At 70.1% G+C, this 19,640-nt stretch carries 15 protein-coding genes; all 15 read left to right on the top strand.

All coding sequences use genetic code 11. The features are described from left to right. Positions 1–42 precede the first annotated feature (42 nt). The 15 genes from HNR51_RS18065 (at position 43) to HNR51_RS17995 (ending at position 19,594) form a co-directional block, all read left to right on the top strand. Positions 43–585, top strand: coding sequence for an RNA polymerase sigma factor (locus HNR51_RS18065; protein WP_041371620.1), 543 nt, complete (start codon positions 43–45; stop codon positions 583–585). Between the two features lie 122 nt (positions 586–707). Continuing rightward, on the top strand, positions 708–1,670 hold the full coding sequence (locus HNR51_RS18060) for a FecR family protein (RefSeq protein ID WP_141952789.1): 963 nt from the start codon (positions 708–710) through the stop codon (positions 1,668–1,670). A 170-nt stretch (positions 1,671–1,840) separates the two neighbouring features. Beyond that, positions 1,841–4,384, top strand: coding sequence for a TonB-dependent receptor (locus HNR51_RS18055; RefSeq protein WP_182555850.1), 2,544 nt, complete (start codon positions 1,841–1,843; stop codon positions 4,382–4,384). 293 nt (positions 4,385–4,677) lie between these two features. Next, positions 4,678–6,249 (top strand): ABC transporter substrate-binding protein, encoded by a 1,572-nt coding sequence (locus HNR51_RS18050; RefSeq protein WP_182555849.1) that lies wholly within the window; start codon positions 4,678–4,680, stop codon positions 6,247–6,249. A 102-nt stretch (positions 6,250–6,351) separates the two neighbouring features. Then, positions 6,352–7,332, top strand: a complete 981-nt coding sequence (locus tag HNR51_RS18045; RefSeq protein ID WP_141952783.1) for an ABC transporter permease — start codon at positions 6,352–6,354, stop codon at positions 7,330–7,332. Further along, a complete protein-coding gene (locus HNR51_RS18040; protein ID WP_063987952.1) occupies positions 7,332–8,255 on the top strand; it encodes an ABC transporter permease in 924 nt (307 codons plus the stop codon). Before HNR51_RS18045 ends, HNR51_RS18040 begins: the two co-directional genes overlap by 1 nt. Next, positions 8,255–10,102, top strand: a complete 1,848-nt coding sequence (locus HNR51_RS18035) for an ABC transporter ATP-binding protein (protein ID WP_182555848.1) — start codon at positions 8,255–8,257, stop codon at positions 10,100–10,102. Before HNR51_RS18040 ends, HNR51_RS18035 begins: the two co-directional genes overlap by 1 nt. Positions 10,103–10,191: 89 nt before the next feature. Then, positions 10,192–10,950 carry a DeoR/GlpR family DNA-binding transcription regulator gene (locus HNR51_RS18030; RefSeq protein WP_041371618.1) on the top strand — a complete coding sequence of 253 codons (759 nt, stop codon included), beginning with the start codon at positions 10,192–10,194 and terminating at the stop codon, positions 10,948–10,950. After that, positions 10,943–12,235 (top strand): Zn-dependent hydrolase, encoded by a 1,293-nt coding sequence (locus HNR51_RS18025; RefSeq protein WP_182555847.1) that lies wholly within the window; start codon positions 10,943–10,945, stop codon positions 12,233–12,235. Before HNR51_RS18030 ends, HNR51_RS18025 begins: the two co-directional genes overlap by 8 nt. Further along, the gene (locus tag HNR51_RS18020; RefSeq protein ID WP_182555846.1) at positions 12,232–13,212 is read left to right on the top strand and encodes a phosphotransferase; all 981 of its coding nucleotides are present in this window, start codon (positions 12,232–12,234) and stop codon (positions 13,210–13,212) included. Before HNR51_RS18025 ends, HNR51_RS18020 begins: the two co-directional genes overlap by 4 nt. 10 nt (positions 13,213–13,222) lie before the next feature. Further along, positions 13,223–14,158 carry a phosphotransferase gene (locus tag HNR51_RS18015; protein ID WP_012455825.1) on the top strand — a complete coding sequence of 312 codons (936 nt, stop codon included), beginning with the start codon at positions 13,223–13,225 and terminating at the stop codon, positions 14,156–14,158. 3 nt (positions 14,159–14,161) lie between these two features. Further along, a complete protein-coding gene (hisN, locus tag HNR51_RS18010; RefSeq protein WP_182555845.1) occupies positions 14,162–14,956 on the top strand; it encodes a histidinol-phosphatase in 795 nt (264 codons plus the stop codon). Positions 14,957–15,080: 124 nt separating this feature from the next. After that, positions 15,081–16,340, top strand: coding sequence for an aromatic ring-hydroxylating oxygenase subunit alpha (locus tag HNR51_RS18005; protein ID WP_182555844.1), 1,260 nt, complete (start codon positions 15,081–15,083; stop codon positions 16,338–16,340). A 3-nt stretch (positions 16,341–16,343) separates the two neighbouring features. Then, positions 16,344–17,489 carry an FAD-binding oxidoreductase gene (locus HNR51_RS18000; RefSeq protein WP_182555843.1) on the top strand — a complete coding sequence of 382 codons (1,146 nt, stop codon included), beginning with the start codon at positions 16,344–16,346 and terminating at the stop codon, positions 17,487–17,489. A 62-nt stretch (positions 17,490–17,551) separates the two neighbouring features. Further along, positions 17,552–19,594, top strand: coding sequence for an NADH:flavin oxidoreductase (locus tag HNR51_RS17995; protein ID WP_182555842.1), 2,043 nt, complete (start codon positions 17,552–17,554; stop codon positions 19,592–19,594). Positions 19,595–19,640: the final 46 nt, after the last annotated feature.

Genomic DNA, 19,640 nt, shown 5'->3' with positions numbered 1-19,640 from the left:
CTTCTGGTCGGTGGCCAGTCATCGATCAGCGCGGGATCATCTGTGGGCGACGGGACCGACCTCGTGGCAGGAGGGGCGGCAGGGGTGTCGATCGACGCTCTCTACCGTCACGAAGGGCTGAAGCTCCGGCGCTTCCTCCTGCGCCTGCTCGACAACCCGGCCGATGCCGCGGATGCGAGCCAGGAAACCTACCTGCGCATGGTCGCGGCGCTCTCGCGCACGGGCATCGAGCACCCCTCGGCCCTGCTGTTCCGCATCGCCACCAACGTCGCCCTGCGGATGCGCAACCGCGGCCGGCTGGAGCGGACCCTGTTCGCGGCGACGTGCGAGGCGGAACTCGCCGAGATCGCCGACGGCTACGCCCTTCCGGAGCGGCAGGCGATCGCCCGCCAGGAATTGCGGCGCTTGGCGGACGCGATCGACGAATTGCCGCCCCGCTGCCGCGAGGTGTTCCTGCTCAGCCGCCTCGACGGCCTCGCCAACGGCGAGATCGCGCTGCGCCTCGGCATCTCGCGCAACATGGTCGAGAAGCACATCATCAAAGCCCTCCTGCATTGCCGGCGCAGCCGCCTCGAACTGTTTTGAACGGCAATCTTTTTTTGAACGCGTCGCATCAGGAGGCCGCGCCCTCGTTGATCTAAGGGGATAGGACACCTGCACTGCGCCCTCTCCGGCCGCGGTCGGGCCGAAAGGATCAGGGGAACGGCGTGGCCGGCAGCGACGGGACGGAGGCCGACGGGGCCGACACCGATGACGGTGAGGATCCGATCGAGCGCGCGGCCGCGGCCTGGGTCGCGCGGCTCTCCTCGTCCGATGCCACCGAGGCCGACCGGAGGGCGTTCGAGGCGTGGCACGCGGCCGATCCGGCCCACGCGGCCGCCTATGCCGAGATGGATGCGCTGTGGCGCCAGCTCGGTCAGCTCCCCGATCCCCGCCGCCGTAAGGGGCCGCCCAAAGGACCCGCGAAGACGCTGGCCGGCCTCGCCGCCCTCGCCCTGATCGGGGGCGCCCTCGCCGGTCAGGGCGGCCTCCTCGACCGGCTGCGCGCGGATCTGTGGAGCGGCGTCGGCAGCATCGAGCACGCGACGCTGCCCGACGGCAGCCGCGTCGATCTCAACACGGACACGGCGATCGCCGTGCGCTTCACCGCGCAGGAGCGCGGGATCGAGCTTCTGCGCGGCGAGGCCAGCTTCGATGTCGTGCCCGATCCGAGCCGGCCGTTCGTCGTGCGCGGCGGGGGCTTCAGCGTGCGCGCCCTCGGAACGCGCTTCTTCCTGCGCGCCGACGGGGCGGACAGCCCGGTCGGGGTCGTGGAGGGGCGCGTCGACGTGTCGGCGGAGGGCCGTCACGCCGTCGTCTCGGCTGGAGAGGCGGTCCGGATCGGAGACGACGTCCTGCGGGTCTCGGCGGCGGATGTGGAGCGCGATACGGCGTGGCGCGACGGACGGCTCATCTTCGCCGGAAAGCCGCTGGCGGCGGTCCTGGCGGAGCTCGACCGCTACCGCCGCGGGCGCATCGTCCTGCTCGACGCCCGGCTCGGCGAGCGGCGCGTGACCGGCGCGTTCGATGCCCGCAACACCGACGAGGCGCTCGACGTGATCGCCGCGACCATGGGCGCCCGCATCCGGCGGCTCTCGCCCCTGCTGGTGCTGGTCGGCTCCCCCCTGTGAGGGCCCCCGAAAAAAATCGCCGGCCGCACGTCAGGAGATCGCGCGCCCGTTGATCTTACATCGTGAGGGCGCGGATGGCGCGAAGCGTGCCGCCCCTCACGACGGATGATGGGGCTTATGGCATGGCGTCGCGCGCGCGCAGGTTTTCACGGGGCCGCATCGGGGGCCGGATGGCAGGGATTGCGCTGGCCGGCGTGTCGGTCGCGGTGATGGCACAGGCCGCCCAAGCTGGCGCCATGACCGGCGCGGTGACGGGCGAGGCCAAACGCGCGCGCGGCACCGCCGCGAAGACGATCCTGGCTGAGGCGCCGGCGGAGGGCGGACCGGTCCGTCTCGCCATCCCCAAGGGCGCGCTGGAGACCGGTCTCGTCGCCTTCACCGAGCAGGCCGGGGTCAAGCTCGTCTATCCGACCGAGCTCACGGCGCGGCTGGAGACGCAGGGTCTCGACGGCGAGTTCTCGCCGATCGAGGCCCTGGCCCGGCTGCTGGAGGGCACCGGCCTGACCTACCGGCCGGCCGGGGCCTCGACCATCACCCTGGTCAACCCGCGCTACGTCCAGCTCGGCGCCGAGCCCGCGGGCACGGTGACGCTCGACGAGCTGCACGTCCAGGGACAGGCGCAGGGGCGCGGCACCGCCGCCGGCCTGCCGCCGCCCACCGGGACGGTCGGGCAGCCGCCCGTCCCCTATGCCGGCGGTCAGGTCGGCTCGGGCACGCGGGTCGGTCTGCTCGGCAACCGCTCCGTCCTGAAGACGCCCTTCAGCATCACGGGCTACACGGAGAAGCTGATCGAGGATCAGCAGGCGGTGTCGCTCGCCGATGTCGTGCTGAACAATTCGTCGGTGCGCAACGACGCGCCGCCCTACAGCGAGCGCGATTCCTACTTCATCCGCGGCTTCTCGGTCACCAACCTCGATACCGCCTTCGACGGCCTGTTCTACCTCGCCAATCCGCGCCGCAGCTTCACCGAAGGTCTCGAACGCGTCGAGATCCTGCTGGGGCCGTCGGCGCTCCTGAGCGGCGGCACCGGCCGCGTCGGCGGCACGATCAACCTCATCCCGAAGCGCGCCTATGACGAGCCGTTCGCCCGGCTCACGACGACCTATCTCAGCGACGCGCAGATCTGGACCCATGCCGACCTCGGCCGCCGCTTCGGCGCGTTCAAGGAGTGGGGCGTGCGCTTCAACGGCGCCTACCGCACCGGCGCCACGCCGCTCGACAACAATTCGATCGAGGTGGGCGTGGCGGCGCTGGGCCTCGACTATCGCGGCGACCGCTTCCGTGCCTCGCTCGACATGACCCACTCGACGCAGAACGTCACGGCGCCGACCTCGCTGTTCAACGCGGTCGCACCCGGGATCCAGATCCCCCGTGCTCCGAACAACCGGACCAACACCGCCAACCCGTTCGAGTACAACGACAGCCGCTACGGCATGATCGCGGGCCGGGCCGAGTACGACGTCCTGCCCGACACGACCGTCTACATCGCCGGCGGCGCCAGCCGCTACAACGAGGACTTCCTCACCTCGAACTACCGCGTCACGAGCGTGACCGGGCAGGCGACCAACCAGCTCGCGATCCAGCCCCAGGAGATCCAGGGCCTCACTGGCGAGGTCGGCCTGCGCACCCGCTTCAGCACCGGCTTCCTCAACCATCAGGTCAACATCGCGGCCGTCTCGGCGAACAACAAGAACTTCCGCAGCGGCTTCGTTCCGCCCGTCTTCACCCCCTATACGATCAACATCTACAATCCGACCTATCTGCCGACGGGATCGGTCCCGACCATCGGGCTTCCCCGCTCCGCCGCGCAACCGCTCTTCGCCCAGCTCACCGCGCGCAGCGTGGCGGTGGCCGACACCCTCTCGTTCTTCGGCGACGACCGCTTCCTGCTGACGCTCGGCGGGCGCTATCAGGAGATCGACCAGCAGGGCTACGCCACCCGGCCGGGGCCGACGCAGGGGCAGGTGACCTCGAACTATCAGGAGGGCCGCTTCAGCCCCGCCATCACCTTCGTGCTGAGCCCGTTCGAGAACCTGTCGTTCTACGGCAACTTCATCGAGTCGCTCGATCCGGTCGCCAACGCGCCCGTGACGGCGGTCAATCGCGACCAGATCTTCCCGCCCGCCGTGGGGCGGCAGAAGGAGATCGGCGTCAAGTACGATTTCGGCACCGTCGCGGCGACAGCCGCCCTGTTCGAGATCGAGTTGCCGTTCGCCTTCACCGACCCCGGAACATTCATTTATTCGGTCAACGGCCGCCAGCGGAACCGCGGCGTCGAGCTCAACGTGTTCGGTGAGGTCGCCCCAGGCCTGCGGCTGCTTGGCGGCGTTACCTTCATCGACGCGGAACTGGTTCGGGCGAACAACCCGGCGGCCAACGGGAAGGCGGCGCCCGGCGTGCCCGACACGGCCTTCAACCTCTACGCCGAATACGACCTGCCGCCGTGGCTGGCGCCGGGCCTGACCCTGACCGGACGGGCGATCTACACCAGCAGCATGTTCTACGATCAGTTCAACACCCAGTCGGTCCCGGACTGGACGCGCTTCGACGCCGGACTGCGCTACACGACCGTGGGCGCGACCGGGAAGCCCGTCGTGCTCCGCGCCTTCGTCCAGAACCTGCTCGACGACTCGTACTGGGCCTCGGCCGCCCGCGGCTTCCTCGCCGTCGGCGCGCCGCGCACCTTCATCGTGTCCGCCTCGGTCGATTTCTGAGGAACCGGCTTCGCCGTCGCGGCGAGGCCGAGTCAGGCCGCCCGCTGTTGAACGCTTCGGCCGCCTCGCCCATCGCGAGGCGGCCGAAATGCATTTCGCCCGCCTGTTGCGCGGCTTGCTCTGAAAACGGGCAGAGGCCGGGGTGAACGGTCCAAGGCCTGCTCACGGCCTCCACCCCGAGCGGCCATCACCGCCAAGCTGACCGGTCTGTGTGTTTTGTGGCTTCTGGCACGGGTCCTGCAATGTGGTTTTTGACCACTTTGATGGATGCGTGGTAACTCGGGAGCCTCAGGATGGCCAAGACGATCGACCGCAGGCGGTTTCTTCAGGCGAGCGCCGCCGCTGTGGGTTTTGCCCAGATCAACCCCGATTTCCTGATCTCCTCGGCCTTCGCCCAATCGGGCAAGCCGCTGGTCTTCCTCTCGGCCGAGAACATCACCGGCAACTGGGATCCGACCGCCCATACCACGCTCTCGCAGAAGAACATCGAGGGCTTCGTGATGGGCTTCCTGACCCGCACGCCGATGACCCTCGATGACCCCGGCAAGGTGGTCTACGAACTCGCCACCGACATCAAGCTCCTCGATCCGCACCGCCTCCAGATCAAGCTGCGCAAGGGCGTCCACTTCCACGACGGCAAGCCGTTCGGGCCCGAGGACGTGAAGGCGACCTTCGAGTACGGCGCGGGCAAGGACCGGCCGGCGCAATGGTATCCCGGCCCGACCGAGACGCTGACGATCACCACGCCCGACGACGAGACCGTGATCGTCGACACCGCGAAGGGCGGCTACCCGGCCCACCTCTTCATCTTCCTGGCCTCGTTCCTGCCGATGATGTCGGCCAAGGACATCGCCGAGGGGCCGGGCGGCGCCCTCACCCGGCGCCTGAACGGCACCGGCCCGTTCCGCTTCGTCGAGCAGCGCGGCAACGACACCGTGCTCGCGGCCTATGACGGCTATTTCCGCGGCAAGCCGGGGATTCCGGGGATCAACTTCACCTTCACCGGCGACTCGACCACGCGGATGCTGTCGCTGATGAACGGCCAAGCCTCGATCGTCGAGCGGCTCGAACCCGAGCAGGTCGAGACGGTCAAGGGCAATCCGAAGATCGCGATCAACGAGGTCGTCTCGGTCGAGAACAAGTATCTCTGGTTCCGCTGCTCCAAGCCGCCCTTCAACGACGTGCGGGTGCGGATGGCCGCCTGCCACTCCATCGATCGGGCGATGCTCCTGGAGATCCTGGGCGCGGCGGGCCACGCCTCGGCGAACTTCATCTCGCCGGTGAAGTTCGGCTACATCGATCTCAAGAACTACCCGGCCTACGACCCGGCCAAGGCCCAGGCGCTGCTGGCCGAGGCGGGCTTCCCCAAGGGCAAGGGGCTGCCGCCGCTCGAATACATCACCTCGGTCGGCTTCTATCCGAAGACCAAGGAGTACGGCGAGGTCATCACCGCGATGCTCAACGAGCAGGGCTTCCCGGTGAGTCTCACGGTGCTGGAGCCGGCGGCCTGGAACGAGCGGCTCTATCACCGCCCCGGCGGCGGGCCGGGCCACATGGTCGATTGCGGCTGGTCCACCGGTTCGCCCGAGCCGGATCTGGTGCTGCGCACCCATTTCCACTCCTCCTCGCACCGGATCACCGGCATCGAGGATGCGGAGATCGACGCCAGCCTCGACAAGGAGCGCGCGGCGCCGACGCTGGAGGAGCGCAAGGCCGTCCTCCAGAACGAGACCATGCCGCTTCTGGCGGCCAAGATGCCGGCGCTGTCGCTGTTCACCTCGGTGATGATCCACGCGATGCAGCGGGAATTGAAGGGCCTCTACATCTACCCGGACGGCTCCATCGACGCCTCCAAGACCGCCTGACGACGGCCTGACCGGACTTCTTCGCGCCCGGCGCGCGACCCGGCCCCTCGGTGGGGCCGGGCCCCGCCCCGCCGATCCCGTCGCCGGACCGGAAACCCTTCGATGTTCGTTCTCAGCTTCCTCGCCCGGCGCCTCGCGCAGGGTGCGGTCATCATCTTCCTCGTCTCGCTGCTGATCTTCACCCTGCTGCGGGTGATGTCGGGCAACCCCGTGCGCCAGATGGTGGGCGGGATGGCGCCCGATTCCCTGGTGGAGCAGATCGCCACCCAGATGGGCCTGCGCGATCCGATCATCGTGCAGTTCGGCCGCTACGCCGCCGGGGTGGTCCAGGGCGATCTCGGCCGCAGCTTCGTGCGGCCGGCCAACGGCGCGGCGACGGGCGGCGCGAATTTCGACGACCTGACCCGCGGCGCGCGCGCCGGGGTCGGCGACCTCATCCTCGATGCCCTGCCGATGACCCTGCAGCTCGCCGGTCTCGCGCTGGCCATCGCGCTGGTCTTCTCGGCCCTGCTCGGAATCGCGGCGGGCCTGCGCCCCGGCGGGGTCTTCGACCGGCTCGCCTTCGCGGTCTCCTCGGTCTTCATCTCGATCCCGAACTTCTGGCTCGGCATCGTGCTGGCCCTGCTGCTCTCGGTGAAGCTCGGCTGGCTGCCGGCGATCGGCTACGGCGGCTTCTCCTACACCGTGCTGCCGGCCCTGGTGCTCGCCGTCGAACTGTCGCCGGTGCTGATCCGGACCCTGTCGAGCGCGGTCGCGGCGCAGATGAGCGAAGCCTACGTCGCCGTCGGCCATGTCCGCGGCCTGTCGCGCCCGCGCATCGTCGCGGCGCATGCGCTTCGCAACGCCTCGGTGCCGCTCCTCAACCTGCTCGGGGTGCAGTTCTCCTCGCTGCTCGGGGGCGTGATCATCGTCGAATACATCTTCGACTATCCCGGCCTCGGGCTGCTCACCATCAATGCCGTGCTCCAGCGCGACTTCCCGCTGATCCAGGGCATCGCGATCGTCACCAGCGCGATCTTCGTCCTCATCAACATCCTCGTCGATCTCGCGGCGACCACCATCGATCCGAGGCTCGAATACTGATGGATGCCGTGGAATCCTCCCTGGCGTTGGCCCCGCCGCGCGTCGATGTCGCCGCGTCGCGCTCCGTCGGCCGGCGCATCCTCGCGCACGCCGCTCGCTCCGGCGGCTTCCGCATCGGCGCCGCCGGGCTCGCCCTCCTCGTGCTCGCCGCCGCGCTCTATCCGGAACTGAGCGGGATCGACCCAACGAAGATGGACATCCGCGCGCGCCTGCTGCCGCCGCTGTTCCTCGGCGACAAGTGGAGCTGGGCCCACCCGCTCGGCACCGACCAGATCGGCCGCGACATGCTGGTGCGCTGCCTCGTGGGCCTGCGCTACTCGCTGCTGATCGGCGTGGCCTCCGTGGCGGTGACCGTGGTCATCGGCTGCGCGCTCGGCACCGTCGCCGGCTATTTCGGCGGGCGCACCGATACGGTGATCATGCGGATCACCGACGCGCAGCTCTCGATCCCGATGATCATCCTGGCGATCGCGGTGCTCGGCGCCGACCGCCCGACGATCCCCGCGATCATCCTCGTGCTCGGCCTGTCGAACTGGCCGGTCTACGCCCGCGTGATGCGCTCGGTGGTGATGGCCGAGCGCGGGCGCGAATACGTACGCGCCGCGCAGGTCTCGGGCGCCACGCATCCGCGCATCATCCTCACGCTGCTGGTGCCGCTGCTGGTGCCGCCGCTGCTCTTCACCTCGGTGCTCGACGTGGCGCGGATGATGATCTTCGAGTCGACGCTCGGCTTCCTCGGCCTCGGCGTGCAGCCGCCGACGCCGACCTTCGGCAGCATCATCGCGGATGGACGCAAGTACCTGCTCAACGCGTGGTGGATCGCCACCATGCCGGGCGTGTTCCTGTGCCTCACGCTCACCAGCATCAACCTGATCGGCGCCGCCTTCGAGCGCGCCCGCAACACGATCCACGGGGGCGCCTGATGGACCCGGTGCTCTCCGTCCGCGACCTTTCCGTCGATCTCACCCTGCCCGGGCGTGAGCGAACAATCCTCGACGGCATCGGCTTCGATGTCGCCCCGCGGGAGATCGTCGGCGTCGTCGGCGCCTCGGGGGCCGGCAAGACCGTGCTGTCGCGCGCCGTGGTCAACTGGATCACAGCCCCGCTCGCCATCCGCTCCGGAAGCGTGTCCTTCCGCGGAAAAGATCTGCTCGGGCTGCCGCCACGGGCGATGCGGCGCCTGCGCCGGGACATCGCCTATGTCGGCGCCGACCCGATGGGCGCCCTCGACCCGACCCTGCCGGTCGGGCGCCAGATCGTCGAGAAGCTGCGCGCGGTGATGCCGGAGGTGAGCCGCCAGGAGGCGCGGGAGCGCGTGATCGCCCTGCTCGACGCGGTGCGCATCCCCTCGGCCCATGCGCGTTTCCACGATTACCCCTCGCAATTCTCCGGCGGCATGATGCAGCGTGCGCTCATCGTCGACGCCATGGTCTCGAACCCGGCCCTGCTGGTGGCCGACAACGTGACCCAGCCCCTCGACGTGACGGTGGCCGCCCAGGTGATCCGCCTGATGCGCGAACTCACCGAGCGCTTCGAGACCGCGATCCTGTTCGTCTCCTCCTCGCTGCCCGTGGCCCGCGAGGCGGCGAGCCGGACCCTGGTGATCGATGCGGGACGGCTCGTCGAGGAGCAGCCGACCGAGGCGCTGATCGCTGCCCCACGCCATGCCTATACCCGCGATCTCGTCGCGCAGATCCCGGTGATCTGGGGGACGGGCCCGACCATGCCCGCCGCCCCGAAGACGCCCACCCCGAAGCCGCCCGCTCCCGCGGACGCGATCGTCAGCCTGCGCGGCGTGTCGCAGACCTACCGGGTGAAGAAGCGCGGGAGCTTTGCCGGCACCAGCGAATTGCGCGCGGTCCGCAACGTCACCTTCGACATCGTCAAGGGCGACAGCTTCGCGGTCGTCGGCGAATCCGGCTGCGGCAAGTCCACCCTGATGCGGCTCCTGAGCCGCCTGGAGCGCCCGAGCGCGGGCAGCGTGCTGTGCGAGGGCCGCGACATCGCCGATCTGTCGGGATCCGAGCTGCTCGGGTTCCGCCGCAAGCTGCAGCTGGTGCTGCAGGACCCGTTCAACTCGCTGCCGCCGCGCACCGGCATCGGCGCCATGCTGGAAGCCCCGCTGCGCACCCACGGCTGGCGCGACCCGAAGAAGATCCGCGAGCGGGTGCGCGCGGTGATGGACGATGTCGGCCTGCCGGTCGCGCTCTACGACGACCTGCCGCTCGGGCTCTCCGCCGGGCAGCGCCAGCGCGTCAACGTCGCCCGCGCCATGGTGCTCGAGCCCGAGATCCTGCTCATGGACGAGACCCTCTCGGCCCTCGACCAGACCGAGCAGTTCAAGCTGCTGGCGCTGTTCGACAAGCTCCAGCGCACCCACGGGCTGACCTACATCTACATCAGCCACGACCTCGCGATGGTGCGGAAGGCCTGCAACCGCATCGCGGTGATGTATCTCGGCGAGGTCGTCGAACTCGCCGACAACGAGCGCCTGTTCTTCGATCCGGGCCATCCCTACACCCGGGCCCTGCTCTCGGCGATGCCGGCCCTGGAGGCGCGGCGCTACCGGCCGGAGGATTGCCTGATGGAGGGCGAGCCGCCGAGCCCGATCGACCTGCCGCAGGGCTGCGCCTTCCGCTCCCGCTGCCCGCAGGCGTTCGAGGCCTGCGCCACCCTTCCGCCGCTCCTCACCGTGCGCGGCGCCCGCGACCTCGCCGCCTGTCACCGCGTGCCGGGGGCCGGCGCCGCCCTGCTGGCGGGGGCCGCCTGATGCCCGACGCGCTCAGCGTGCAGCCTGCCCCGCCCCGCCCCGCCGGGGAGCTCATCCAGCCGCCGGCTGTCCGCGGGGAGCCGGTCCCGATGGGCATCACCGAGCGGCGCCTGCGGCTCATCCTCGACGCGCTGGAGCGCGACGGGCGGGTGAGCGTGAAGGAACTCGCCGCCCGGCTCGCCATCAGCACCGAGACGGTGCGGCGCGACCTGCGCGACCTCGAGCGGCGCGGCCATGCCCGCAGGGTCTATGGCGGCGCCGTCACCGACCGGCCGGAGGGCGACCAGCCCTTCGACGCCCGCGCCCGCGTCGCCACCCGCGAGAAGGCGCGTCTCGCCGAGGCCGCCCTGCCGCTGTTCGAGGACGGGATGACCGTCTTCATCGATGCCGGCACCACGACGCTCGCCCTCGCCCGGCTGCTGATCGGCCGGCGCCTGCACATCCACACCAACGCCCTCGACATCGCCGGGCTGATGGGCGGCGCGTGCGCCGCGCAGGTCACGGTGCTCGGCGGCGAGGTCAGGCCCGAGTACCGCGGCCTGTTCGGCCACCGCACCCTCTCGGGCCTGCGCGAGCATGTCTACGACGTCGCGGTGATGGGCATCGTCACCGTGCATCTGGCGCACGGCTTCATGGATCTCGGCCACGACGAGGCGGTGATCCGCCGCGCCGCCCGGGCGCAGACCCGCCGATCGGTGATCCTCGCCGACGACTCGAAGTTCGGCCGCCTCGGCACCGTGCGCACCTTCGCGCTCGCCGACATCGACACCCTCGTCACCAACGCCCCCCTGGCGCGCGACTTCGCGCACGCCTTCCACTCCGCAAAAGTCGACGTGATTCATGCCTGAGACCAAAGCCCCGCCCCCCGTGCGGATCGACCCCGCCCGCCTCCAGGCGATGATGGAGGGGGTCTGCGTCTTCGGCGGCGGTTCGGACGGCGCCCTGACCCGGCTCACCCTCTCGCGGGAGGACGGGCAGGCGCGCGACTGGCTCGCCGCGTGGTTTTCCGCGCACGGCCTGACGCCGAAGGTCGACGCGATCGGCAACCAGTTCGGCGTTCTGGAACTGGCCGGGCCCGGCGCGCCCACGGTGATGGTCGGCTCGCATCTCGACAGCCAGCCCAATGGCGGCCGCTTCGACGGGACGCTGGGGGTGCTCGCGGCCTGTGAAGCGATTCTGTCGGTGCGCGGGGCGCTCGACGCGGCCGGCCTCGCCTCGGCCTGCAACTTCGCGGTCGCCAATTGGACCAACGAGGAGGGCGCCCGCTTCCAGCCGAGCCTGCTCGGCAGCAGCGTCTTCACCGGCGCGGCGGAACTCGATTGGGCCCTGGCGCGCCGCGACGGCGACGGGGTCACGGTGGCCGAGGCCCTGTCGCGGATCGGCTATGCCGGGACCGACGCCGTGCCGGTGCCGGACGCCTTCATCGAACTGCACATTGAGGGTGGCCCGATCCTGGAGCGGGAGGGCCTGCGCTTCGGCGCCTTCACCCGCTACTGGGGCGCCACCAAGTACCGCCTCGCCTTCCTCGGGCGCCAAGCCCATACCGGCCCGACGCCGATGGCCGAGCGGCGCGACGCGCTGCTGGGCGCCGCCTACCTGATCGCCGACCTCAAGGCGATGGTCGCCGATTACGGCCTCGACCTGCACACCTCCGTCGGCCGGCTCGAAGTGCGTCCGAATTCGCCCAACACGGTGCCGAGCGAGGCGGTGCTGTTCATCGAGCTGCGCTCCGGCTCGCCCGCCATCCTGGAGGAGGCCGAGCTGCGGCTGAAGGCGGCGATCGAGCTGGCCTGCGCCCGGGCCGAGGTCGGCCACGAGGTGCGGTCCATCGACCGCCGTGCCGCCGGGCCGATGGCGCCGGGCCTCGTGCGGCTCGCCGAGCGCGCGGGGGCGGCCAACGGCACGACGACCCGCCACCTCGACACGATCGGTGGCCACGACGCCGTCAGCCTCTCCGCCGTCTGCCCCGCAGTGGTGCTGGCGGTGCCCTGTCGCGGCGGCGTGATGCACCACCCGACCGAGTTCACGAGCCCGGAGGATCAGGCCTTCGGCACCCAGGTGCTCGCCGACATGCTGATGATCCTGGCAACCGACGGCATGGCCGCCATCGAGAGCGAGGGAGGGCGCTCATGAAACCGCTCGGCACGCCCGAGGACGCGTCCGAGCGCCTCGCCGAGGCCGCTCTGGCGGACGCCTTCGCCGCGCTTCCCAGCCTTCGGGATGGGGTCCCGCACTACGCGGTGGCGGTGCCCGGCCTCGCCTCGCCCTCCTATCACGGCGTCGAATCCGCGACCTATCGCGTCGCGCAAGCCGAAGGTGCCGAGCCGAGCCTGTTCCTCAAGGTCTCCGAACCCTGCGCCGGTTCGCTGCTCGACCCCGCCGCCGCCTTCCGCGCCGCACACGCAATCGCGGCGCTGGGCCTCGCGCCGGAGCCGTTGCACTTCGCGGCGGATCAGGGCGCGATCCTGTTCCGCGGCCTCGGTCCGGACTGGCGTCCGGCCACCCTCGACCGGCTGCAGGATCGCGACGGCATGGCGCGCGTCATCGACGCCTTCCGCCGCATCGGCGCCGGCGACGCGTTCGGTCGCCGCTGGAGCGTGTTCGAAGCGATCCGCGACCTGCGCGCCCTCCTCGGCGAGGGGGCCGACGTCCTTCCGCCGGACGCGTGGTTCCTGTTCGACTGGGCCGAGGCGATCGAGGCGGCGCTGACGGCCGCCGGCACCGATGTCCGCCCCGCGCATGCCGACCCGCACGCCTCCAACCTGCTGTTCGGCCCCGATGGCGCCCTGCAGCTCGTCGATTTCGACATGGCCTGCGACACCGACCCCCATTACCAGCTCGGCGCCTTCCTCAACGAGGCCTGCGCCTTCGAGACGCCGATGAAGGCCGGCATCGAGATGGCGGAGGGCACGTTCCGGCCCGAGGTGTTCAACCGCGCCCGCGCCTACGCGGCGGCCGACGACCTGCACTGGGGCCTGCGGGCGCTGGCCATGGACCGGCTCTCGCCCCGCCGCTCGCTCGAATTCCGCAAGTATGCGGCCTGGCGCCTGCTGCGCTGCCGGATGCTGGTCGGCCGGCCGGGCTTCGAGGAAACCCTGAGGGCGCTGTGAGGAGTTGAGCATGATCGCTTTGGGCAACGCCGCCACCGAGGCCGAGCACGCCTTCGAGGCGGCCCTGCGCGCCGTCCCGCGCTGGCAGGGACGACCGACGCGCTACCGCCCGGTTCTCGGCGGGATCAGCAACGTCAACTGGCGCGTCGAGATCGAGGGCGAGCCGCATCCCTACTTCGTCAAGATGCCGGGCCGCGGCACCGAGATGTTCATCGACCGCGCCGCCGCCCGCGCCGCCAGCCGGCAGGCGGAGGTGATCGGACTGGGACCGCGCACCTTCGACGACCTCGACGCGCAGGGCATCGAGATCGCCGAGTTCATCGACGGGCGCCGGCCCTCGACCAACCGCGACTTCGCCGACCCCGCCCTGCGGGCGGAGGCGATGCGGGTCTATCGCCGCTTCCACGCGGCTCCGCTCCTGCCGCTGACCAAGACCGTGTTCGACATGATCGACGAGCACGACCGGCAGGCGGCCGAACTCGGCGCCCTCCTGCCCCCCGATCAGGCCTGGCTGACCCGCCAGACCCGGCTGGCGCGGGCGGCTTTGGAGGCCTCGGGCCTCGACCTCGTGCCCTGTTTCAACGACCCGATGCCGGGCAACTTCCTCCTCGGCGAGGACGGCTCGATCCTCTTGATCGACTTCGAGTACGCCTCCAACAACGACCGGCTCTACGACATCGCGATCTGGAGCGGGGAGATGTTCTTCCCCGAGAGCGTCGATCGCGAACTGATCGAGCAGTATTTCGGCCGCTACGACGAGGCCCTGTTCGCGCGCCTGATGGTGCACAAGGCGCTCGCCGACGTGAAGTGGTCGACCTGGGCGATGGTCCAGAACCGCATCTCCACCCTCGACTTCGATTTCTACAAATACGGGATCTGGAAGCACATGCGCGCCCGCTCGATCATGAACGACCCGCGCTGGCCGCTCTTCCTGAAGGCGCTCTGAGCGATGGCGTCCTCCCCTTCGTTGACGCCGGAAGACGTCCTGGCCTTCGCCGCCGAACTGGCAGACGCCGCGCGCCCGATCGCGCGCGCCTATTTCCGCACCCCGCTCGACATCGTGACCAAGGCCGACGAGAGCCCGGTGACGCTGGCCGATCGTGCCATCGAGGCGCGCCTGCGCGGCCTGATCGAGGCGCGGTTTCCCGATCACGGCATCTTCGGCGAGGAGATGGGGGTGAAGCCCGGCAGAGAGCCCGGCACCGGCCCGGTCTGGGTGATCGACCCGATCGACGGCACCAAGAGCTTCGTCACCGGCCTGCCGCTGTTCGGCACCCTGATCGCCTTCCTCGACGGCGGGGCGCCGGTCGTCGGGCTGATCGACATGCCTGCACTCGACGAGCGCTGGACCGGCCTGCCGGGGCAGGCCCGGTTCGGGTCCGAGCCCGCCCGCACCAGCCCCTGCCGCAGCCTGTCGGCGGCGCGCTTCTTCACCACCTCGCCCGAGGGCTTCTCGGGGGCGGACGAGGTCTCTTATCGACGCCTGACCGCGAAAGCGGCCCTGCGCCGCTTCGGCGGCGACTGCTACGCCTACGGCCTGCTCGCCTCCGGTCATTGCGACCTGATCGCCGAGACCGGCCTCCAGCCCTACGATTACATGGCGCTGGTGCCGGTGATCCGGGCCGCGGGCGGCGTGATCACCGACTGGTCCGGCGAAGACCTCACCCTCGCCTCCGACGGGCGTGTGCTCGCGGCGGCGACGCCTGAACTGCACGCCGAGGCGCTGGCGATCCTGCGGGCGTAGGGAGACTTGAAACCCCCGGTTTCCCCGCGTCGCGGTTTGCCAAGGGGATGTCGCTGATGTGGAAGCGATGAGGGCGGCGCCCGTCGATACTTCCCGAAAGCCAGATACGGCTCGGGAGGTCCCCATGCTCGATGTGACGCCGACCCCGCTTCAGCGCCTGCTGCGCGAGCGTCGTCCCGGCTACACCCTCGCGGCCCCGTTCTACCTCAGCCCCGAGGTGTTCGAGGCCGACATGGAGATCATCTTCGGCCGGCATTGGATCTATGTCGGCGTCGAACCCGACGTGCCGGAGGCCGGCGACGTCATGGTCGTCGAGATCGGCAAGACCTCGGTCGCGATCGTGCGCGACGACGACGACGAGATCCGCGCCTTCCACAATGTCTGCCGCCACCGCGGCGCCCGGCTCGTCCACGAGGAGAAGTCCACGGTCGGCAACCTCGTCTGCCGCTATCATTCGTGGACCTACGATCTGACCGGCAACCTGATCCATGCCGAGCATATGGGTCCGGACTTCAAGAAGGGCTGCCACGGCCTCAAGCCGGTGCACATCCGCTCGCTCGCCGGCCTGCTCTTCATCTGCCTCGCCGACGAACCGCCGGCCGATTTCGATGAGATGGCCGCAAAGCTCGGACCCTATATCGAGCCGCACAACGTGCGCGAGACCAAGGTCGCCTTCCAGAAGGACATCATCGAGCCCGGCAACTGGAAGCTCACGATGGAGAACAACCGCGAGTGCTACCATTGCGGGGCCAACCATCCCGAGCTGACCGTGCCGCTCTTCGCCTACGGCTTCGGCTTCGCGCCCGAGGAGATGGACGAGCACGACCGCGCCCAGGCCGAGCGCTACGGCTGCCTGCTCAAGACCCGCCACGGCGAGTGGGAGGCGGAGGGGCTGCCGTCGAAGGAGATCGACGAACTCGACACCATGATCACGGGCTTCCGCACCGAGCGCCTGCCGCTCGACGGCGACGGCGAGTCCCACACCCTCGACACCAAGGCCGCGTGCAAGCGGCTGCTGGGCAACTTCACCAACGCCAAGCTCGGCGGCCTCTCGGTCTGGACGCAGCCGAATTCCTGGCACCACTTCCTCGGTGACCACATCGTCACCTTCTCGGTGCTGCCGCTCGATGCCGAGCGCTCGCTCCTGCGCACCAAGTGGCTCGTCCACAAGGATGCGGTCGAGGGCGTCGATTACGATCTCGCCAACCTCATCGGCGTCTGGGAAGCCACCAACGACCAGGACAGCGAACTCGTCGGCATCTGCCAGCAGGGCGTCGCGAGCCCGGCCTACGAGCCCGGCCCCTACTCGCCGCATACCGAGATGCTCGTGGAGAAGTTCTGCAACTGGTATGTCGGCCGCATGGCCGCGCATCTGGGGCGCTGAGCCATGACGTCGGCTCCCCTCTCGGCGCCCGCCTCCACCGAGCCGGCCGCCGCGCGGCTGGCGGCCTCCGAGCCCTGGGATGCGGAGGCCGACGACGCCTTGGTCTGCCTCGCCGTGCGCGACGAGACGCACGACGTGAAGACCTTCGTACTCGCCCCGAAGGCGCCTCGGCTTTTCGCCTACGCGCCGGGCCAGTTCCTGACCTTCTCGTTCGAGATCGGCGGCGAGACGATCCACCGCTGCTATACGATCTCCTCGGCGCCGACCCGGCCGAACGCGGTCTCGTTCACGGTCAAGCGCGTGCCCGGCGGCCCGGTCTCGAACTGGCTGCACGACACCCTCAAGCCCGGCGACACCGTCCGCGCGCTCGGGCCGATGGGCGCGTTCTCCTGCTTCACCCATCCGGCGAAGACGTACCTGCTCCTCTCGGGCGGCAGCGGCGTCACGCCGATGATGTCCATGGCGCGCACCTTCCACGATCTGGGCGAGGCCCGCGACGTGGCCTTCGTCCACTCCGCCCGCTCGCCCGCCGACATCGTGTTCCGGGGCGAGCTGGAGACGATGGCCCGGCTCGATCCCGCCTTCCGCTTCCACGCCGTCTGCGAGACCGATTCCCCGAATGAGGCCTGGGCGGGTCCGAAGGGCCGGCTGACGCTCGAAACCCTGCGCGCGGCGGTGCCCGACTTCCTCGATCGGGAAATCTTCGTCTGCGGCCCCAAGCCCTACATGGACGCCGTGCAGGCGATGCTGCGGCAAGCCGGGTTCGACATGGCCCGGCACCACGAGGAGAGCTTCGACTTCGGCGCGCTCCCGGAATCCGAGCAGGACGCCGCAGTGGAGGCGGGCCAGGACCTCGACGCCGAGGTCGCACCCGCGGGCGGCGTGCGCACCTTCCGGGTGGAGTTCGCCAAGACCCGGCGGGTGCTCGAATGCCCCGAGAACGAGACGGTGCTCGACGCCGCCCGCAAGGCGGGAATCCGCCTGCCCTCCTCCTGCGCCAAGGGCCTGTGCGGCACCTGCAAGTCGAAGCTGACCTCCGGCACCGTCGCGATGACGCATGCCGGCGGCATCCGCCAGCGCGAGATCGATGCCGGCATGGCGCTCTTGTGCTGCTCCAAGCCGACGAGCGACCTCGTCGTCGAGCGCTGAACGGGCGGGCTCGGCCCCGCCCGCGACCCCAAGCCTTCCCCATCGCCTTCGGGAGTCGTCCCGTGATCGCCAATGCCGACGCGCTTCTGAAGCCCCTCACCATCAAGGGCCTCACCATCCGCAACCGGGTGATGTCCACGAGCCACGCCCCCGGCTACGGCCGGGACGGCAAGCCGCAGGAGCGCTACCAGCTCTACCACGCCGAGAAGGCCAAGGGCGGCATCGGGCTCACCATGTTCGGCGGCTCGTCGTCGGTCGCCGTCGACAGCCCCGCCGCGCCCTGGAACCAGATCTCGGTCGCCGACGACTCGGTGATCCCGTTCTTCCGGCAATTCTCCGACCGGGTGCACCAGCACGGCGGCAAGCTGATGATTCAGCTCACCCATATGGGCCGGCGCACCAAGTGGGACACCGAGCATTGGCTCCCCACGGTCTCGCCCTCGCCCCGGCGCGAGCCCGCCTCCCGCACCATCCCGAAGGAGATGGAGGCGGAGGACATCGCCCGCATCGTCAAGAGCTTCGCCCAGGCCGCGCGCCGCTGCCGCGAGGGCGGGCTCGACGGCTGCGAGGTCTCGGCCGCCCACGGCCACCTGATCGACCAGTTCTGGTCGCCGTCGGTCAACCAGCGCACCGACCGGTACGGCGGCAGCCTGGAGAACCGGATGCGCTTCGGCATCGAGGTGCTGGAGGCGATGCGCGCGGAAGTGGGCGACGACTACGTCATCGGCATCCGCATGTCGGGCGACGAGATGATCGCCGACGGCCTCAGCCAGGAGGATTGCCTGACGATCGCCACGGAATACGCGCGGCGCGGACTGGTGGACTTCCTCAACATCCTCGGCGGCCAGGCGCGCGACCACATCGCCCACGCGATCTCGCTGCCGAACATGTCCTTCCCGGTGGCGCCGTTCCTGTTCCTGCCGAGCGCGATCAAGCGCGAAGTCGACGTGCCGGTGTTCCATGCCCAGCGCGTGACCGATCTCGCCACCGCGGCGCGTGCGGTCGCCGAGGGGCACGTCGACATGGTGGCGATGACCCGCGCCCACATCGCCGACCCGCATCTGGTCAAGAAGCTGTCCGAGGGCCGGGCCGACGACATCCGGCAATGTGTCGGCGCGGGCTACTGCATCGACCGGATCTATGTCGGCGGCGACGCGCTCTGCATCCAGAACGCCGCCACCGGCCGCGAGGCGAGCATGCCCCACGAGATCCGCCGGGCGGATCTCCGCCGCCGCGTGGTGGTGATCGGCGCCGGCCCCGGCGGGCTGGAGGCGGCCCGCGTCTGCGCCGAGCGCGGCCACTCCGTGGTGCTGTTCGAGAAAAGTGCGGTGGCCGGCGGACAGATCGGCATCGCGGCCAAGGCCGGCTGGCGCGAGGCGATGTCGGGCATCACCCGCTGGCTCGTCGCGCAGGTGACCAAGCTCGGCGTCGATCTGCGCCTCGCCACCGAGGCGACGGAGGCGGCGATCCTGGCGGAGAAGCCCGACGTGGTGATCGTGGCGACCGGGGGCGCGCCGTTCCGCGGCCACGCCAAGGGTGCCGCGCAGCACGCGGTGACGACCACCGAGGTTCTGACCGGCGCGGTCGAGCCCACCGGCTCGGTGCTGCTCTACGACGAGATGGGCGGGCACAACGCGGCCTCGGTGGCCGAGCACCTGGCCAAGCGCGGCTGCCTCGTCGAGATCGCCACCCACGACCGCATGGTGGCGGAGGAGGTCGGCACCACGAACCAGCCGATCCACCTGCGCGAACTCTACAAGCTCGGCGTGGTGATGAGCCCGAACATGGAGCTGATCGAGATCTATCCGGAGGGCAACCGCTTCGTCGCCGCCTTGCGCAACACCATGACCGATGCCGAGGAGGAGCGCCTCGTCGACCGCATCGTCGTCGATCACGGCACGCTGCCGGTGGATGGGCTCTACCACGGCCTGAAGCCGGCGTCGGTCAACCGGGGCCAGACCGATCAGGACGCGGTCCTGCGCGGCGAGCCGCAGCCCTACGACCTGTCGAAGGGCTACGCGCTCTACCGCATCGGCGACGCGGTGTCCGGCCGCAACATCCACGCGGCGATCTATGACGCCCTCCGGTTGTGCAAGGATCTTTGATCCGGTCGGAGCGGGATCCCCCTCTCCCCGCATGCGGGGAGAGGGG

Origin of the sequence: Methylorubrum thiocyanatum (assembly GCA_014138645.1) — a bacterium.
Classification (GTDB): Bacteria; Pseudomonadota; Alphaproteobacteria; order Rhizobiales; family Beijerinckiaceae; genus Methylobacterium; species Methylobacterium thiocyanatum.
Note: the sequence above shows the minus strand (reverse complement) of the source record. Positions and strands in the feature narration are given on the sequence as shown.

Coding starts and splice junctions, on each gene's coding strand:
- HNR51_RS18055 (WP_182555850.1), top strand. CDS start 1,841: ATGGCAGGGATTGCGCTGGCCGGCGTGTCGGTCGCGGTGATGGCACAG.
- HNR51_RS18050 (WP_182555849.1), top strand. CDS start 4,678: ATGGCCAAGACGATCGACCGCAGGCGGTTTCTTCAGGCGAGCGCCGCC.
- HNR51_RS18045 (WP_141952783.1), top strand. CDS start 6,352: ATGTTCGTTCTCAGCTTCCTCGCCCGGCGCCTCGCGCAGGGTGCGGTC.
- HNR51_RS18040 (WP_063987952.1), top strand. CDS start 7,332: ATGGATGCCGTGGAATCCTCCCTGGCGTTGGCCCCGCCGCGCGTCGAT.
- HNR51_RS18035 (WP_182555848.1), top strand. CDS start 8,255: ATGGACCCGGTGCTCTCCGTCCGCGACCTTTCCGTCGATCTCACCCTG.
- HNR51_RS18030 (WP_041371618.1), top strand. CDS start 10,192: ATGGGCATCACCGAGCGGCGCCTGCGGCTCATCCTCGACGCGCTGGAG.
- HNR51_RS18025 (WP_182555847.1), top strand. CDS start 10,943: ATGCCTGAGACCAAAGCCCCGCCCCCCGTGCGGATCGACCCCGCCCGC.
- HNR51_RS18020 (WP_182555846.1), top strand. CDS start 12,232: ATGAAACCGCTCGGCACGCCCGAGGACGCGTCCGAGCGCCTCGCCGAG.
- HNR51_RS18015 (WP_012455825.1), top strand. CDS start 13,223: ATGATCGCTTTGGGCAACGCCGCCACCGAGGCCGAGCACGCCTTCGAG.
- hisN (WP_182555845.1), top strand. CDS start 14,162: ATGGCGTCCTCCCCTTCGTTGACGCCGGAAGACGTCCTGGCCTTCGCC.
- HNR51_RS18005 (WP_182555844.1), top strand. CDS start 15,081: ATGCTCGATGTGACGCCGACCCCGCTTCAGCGCCTGCTGCGCGAGCGT.
- HNR51_RS18000 (WP_182555843.1), top strand. CDS start 16,344: ATGACGTCGGCTCCCCTCTCGGCGCCCGCCTCCACCGAGCCGGCCGCC.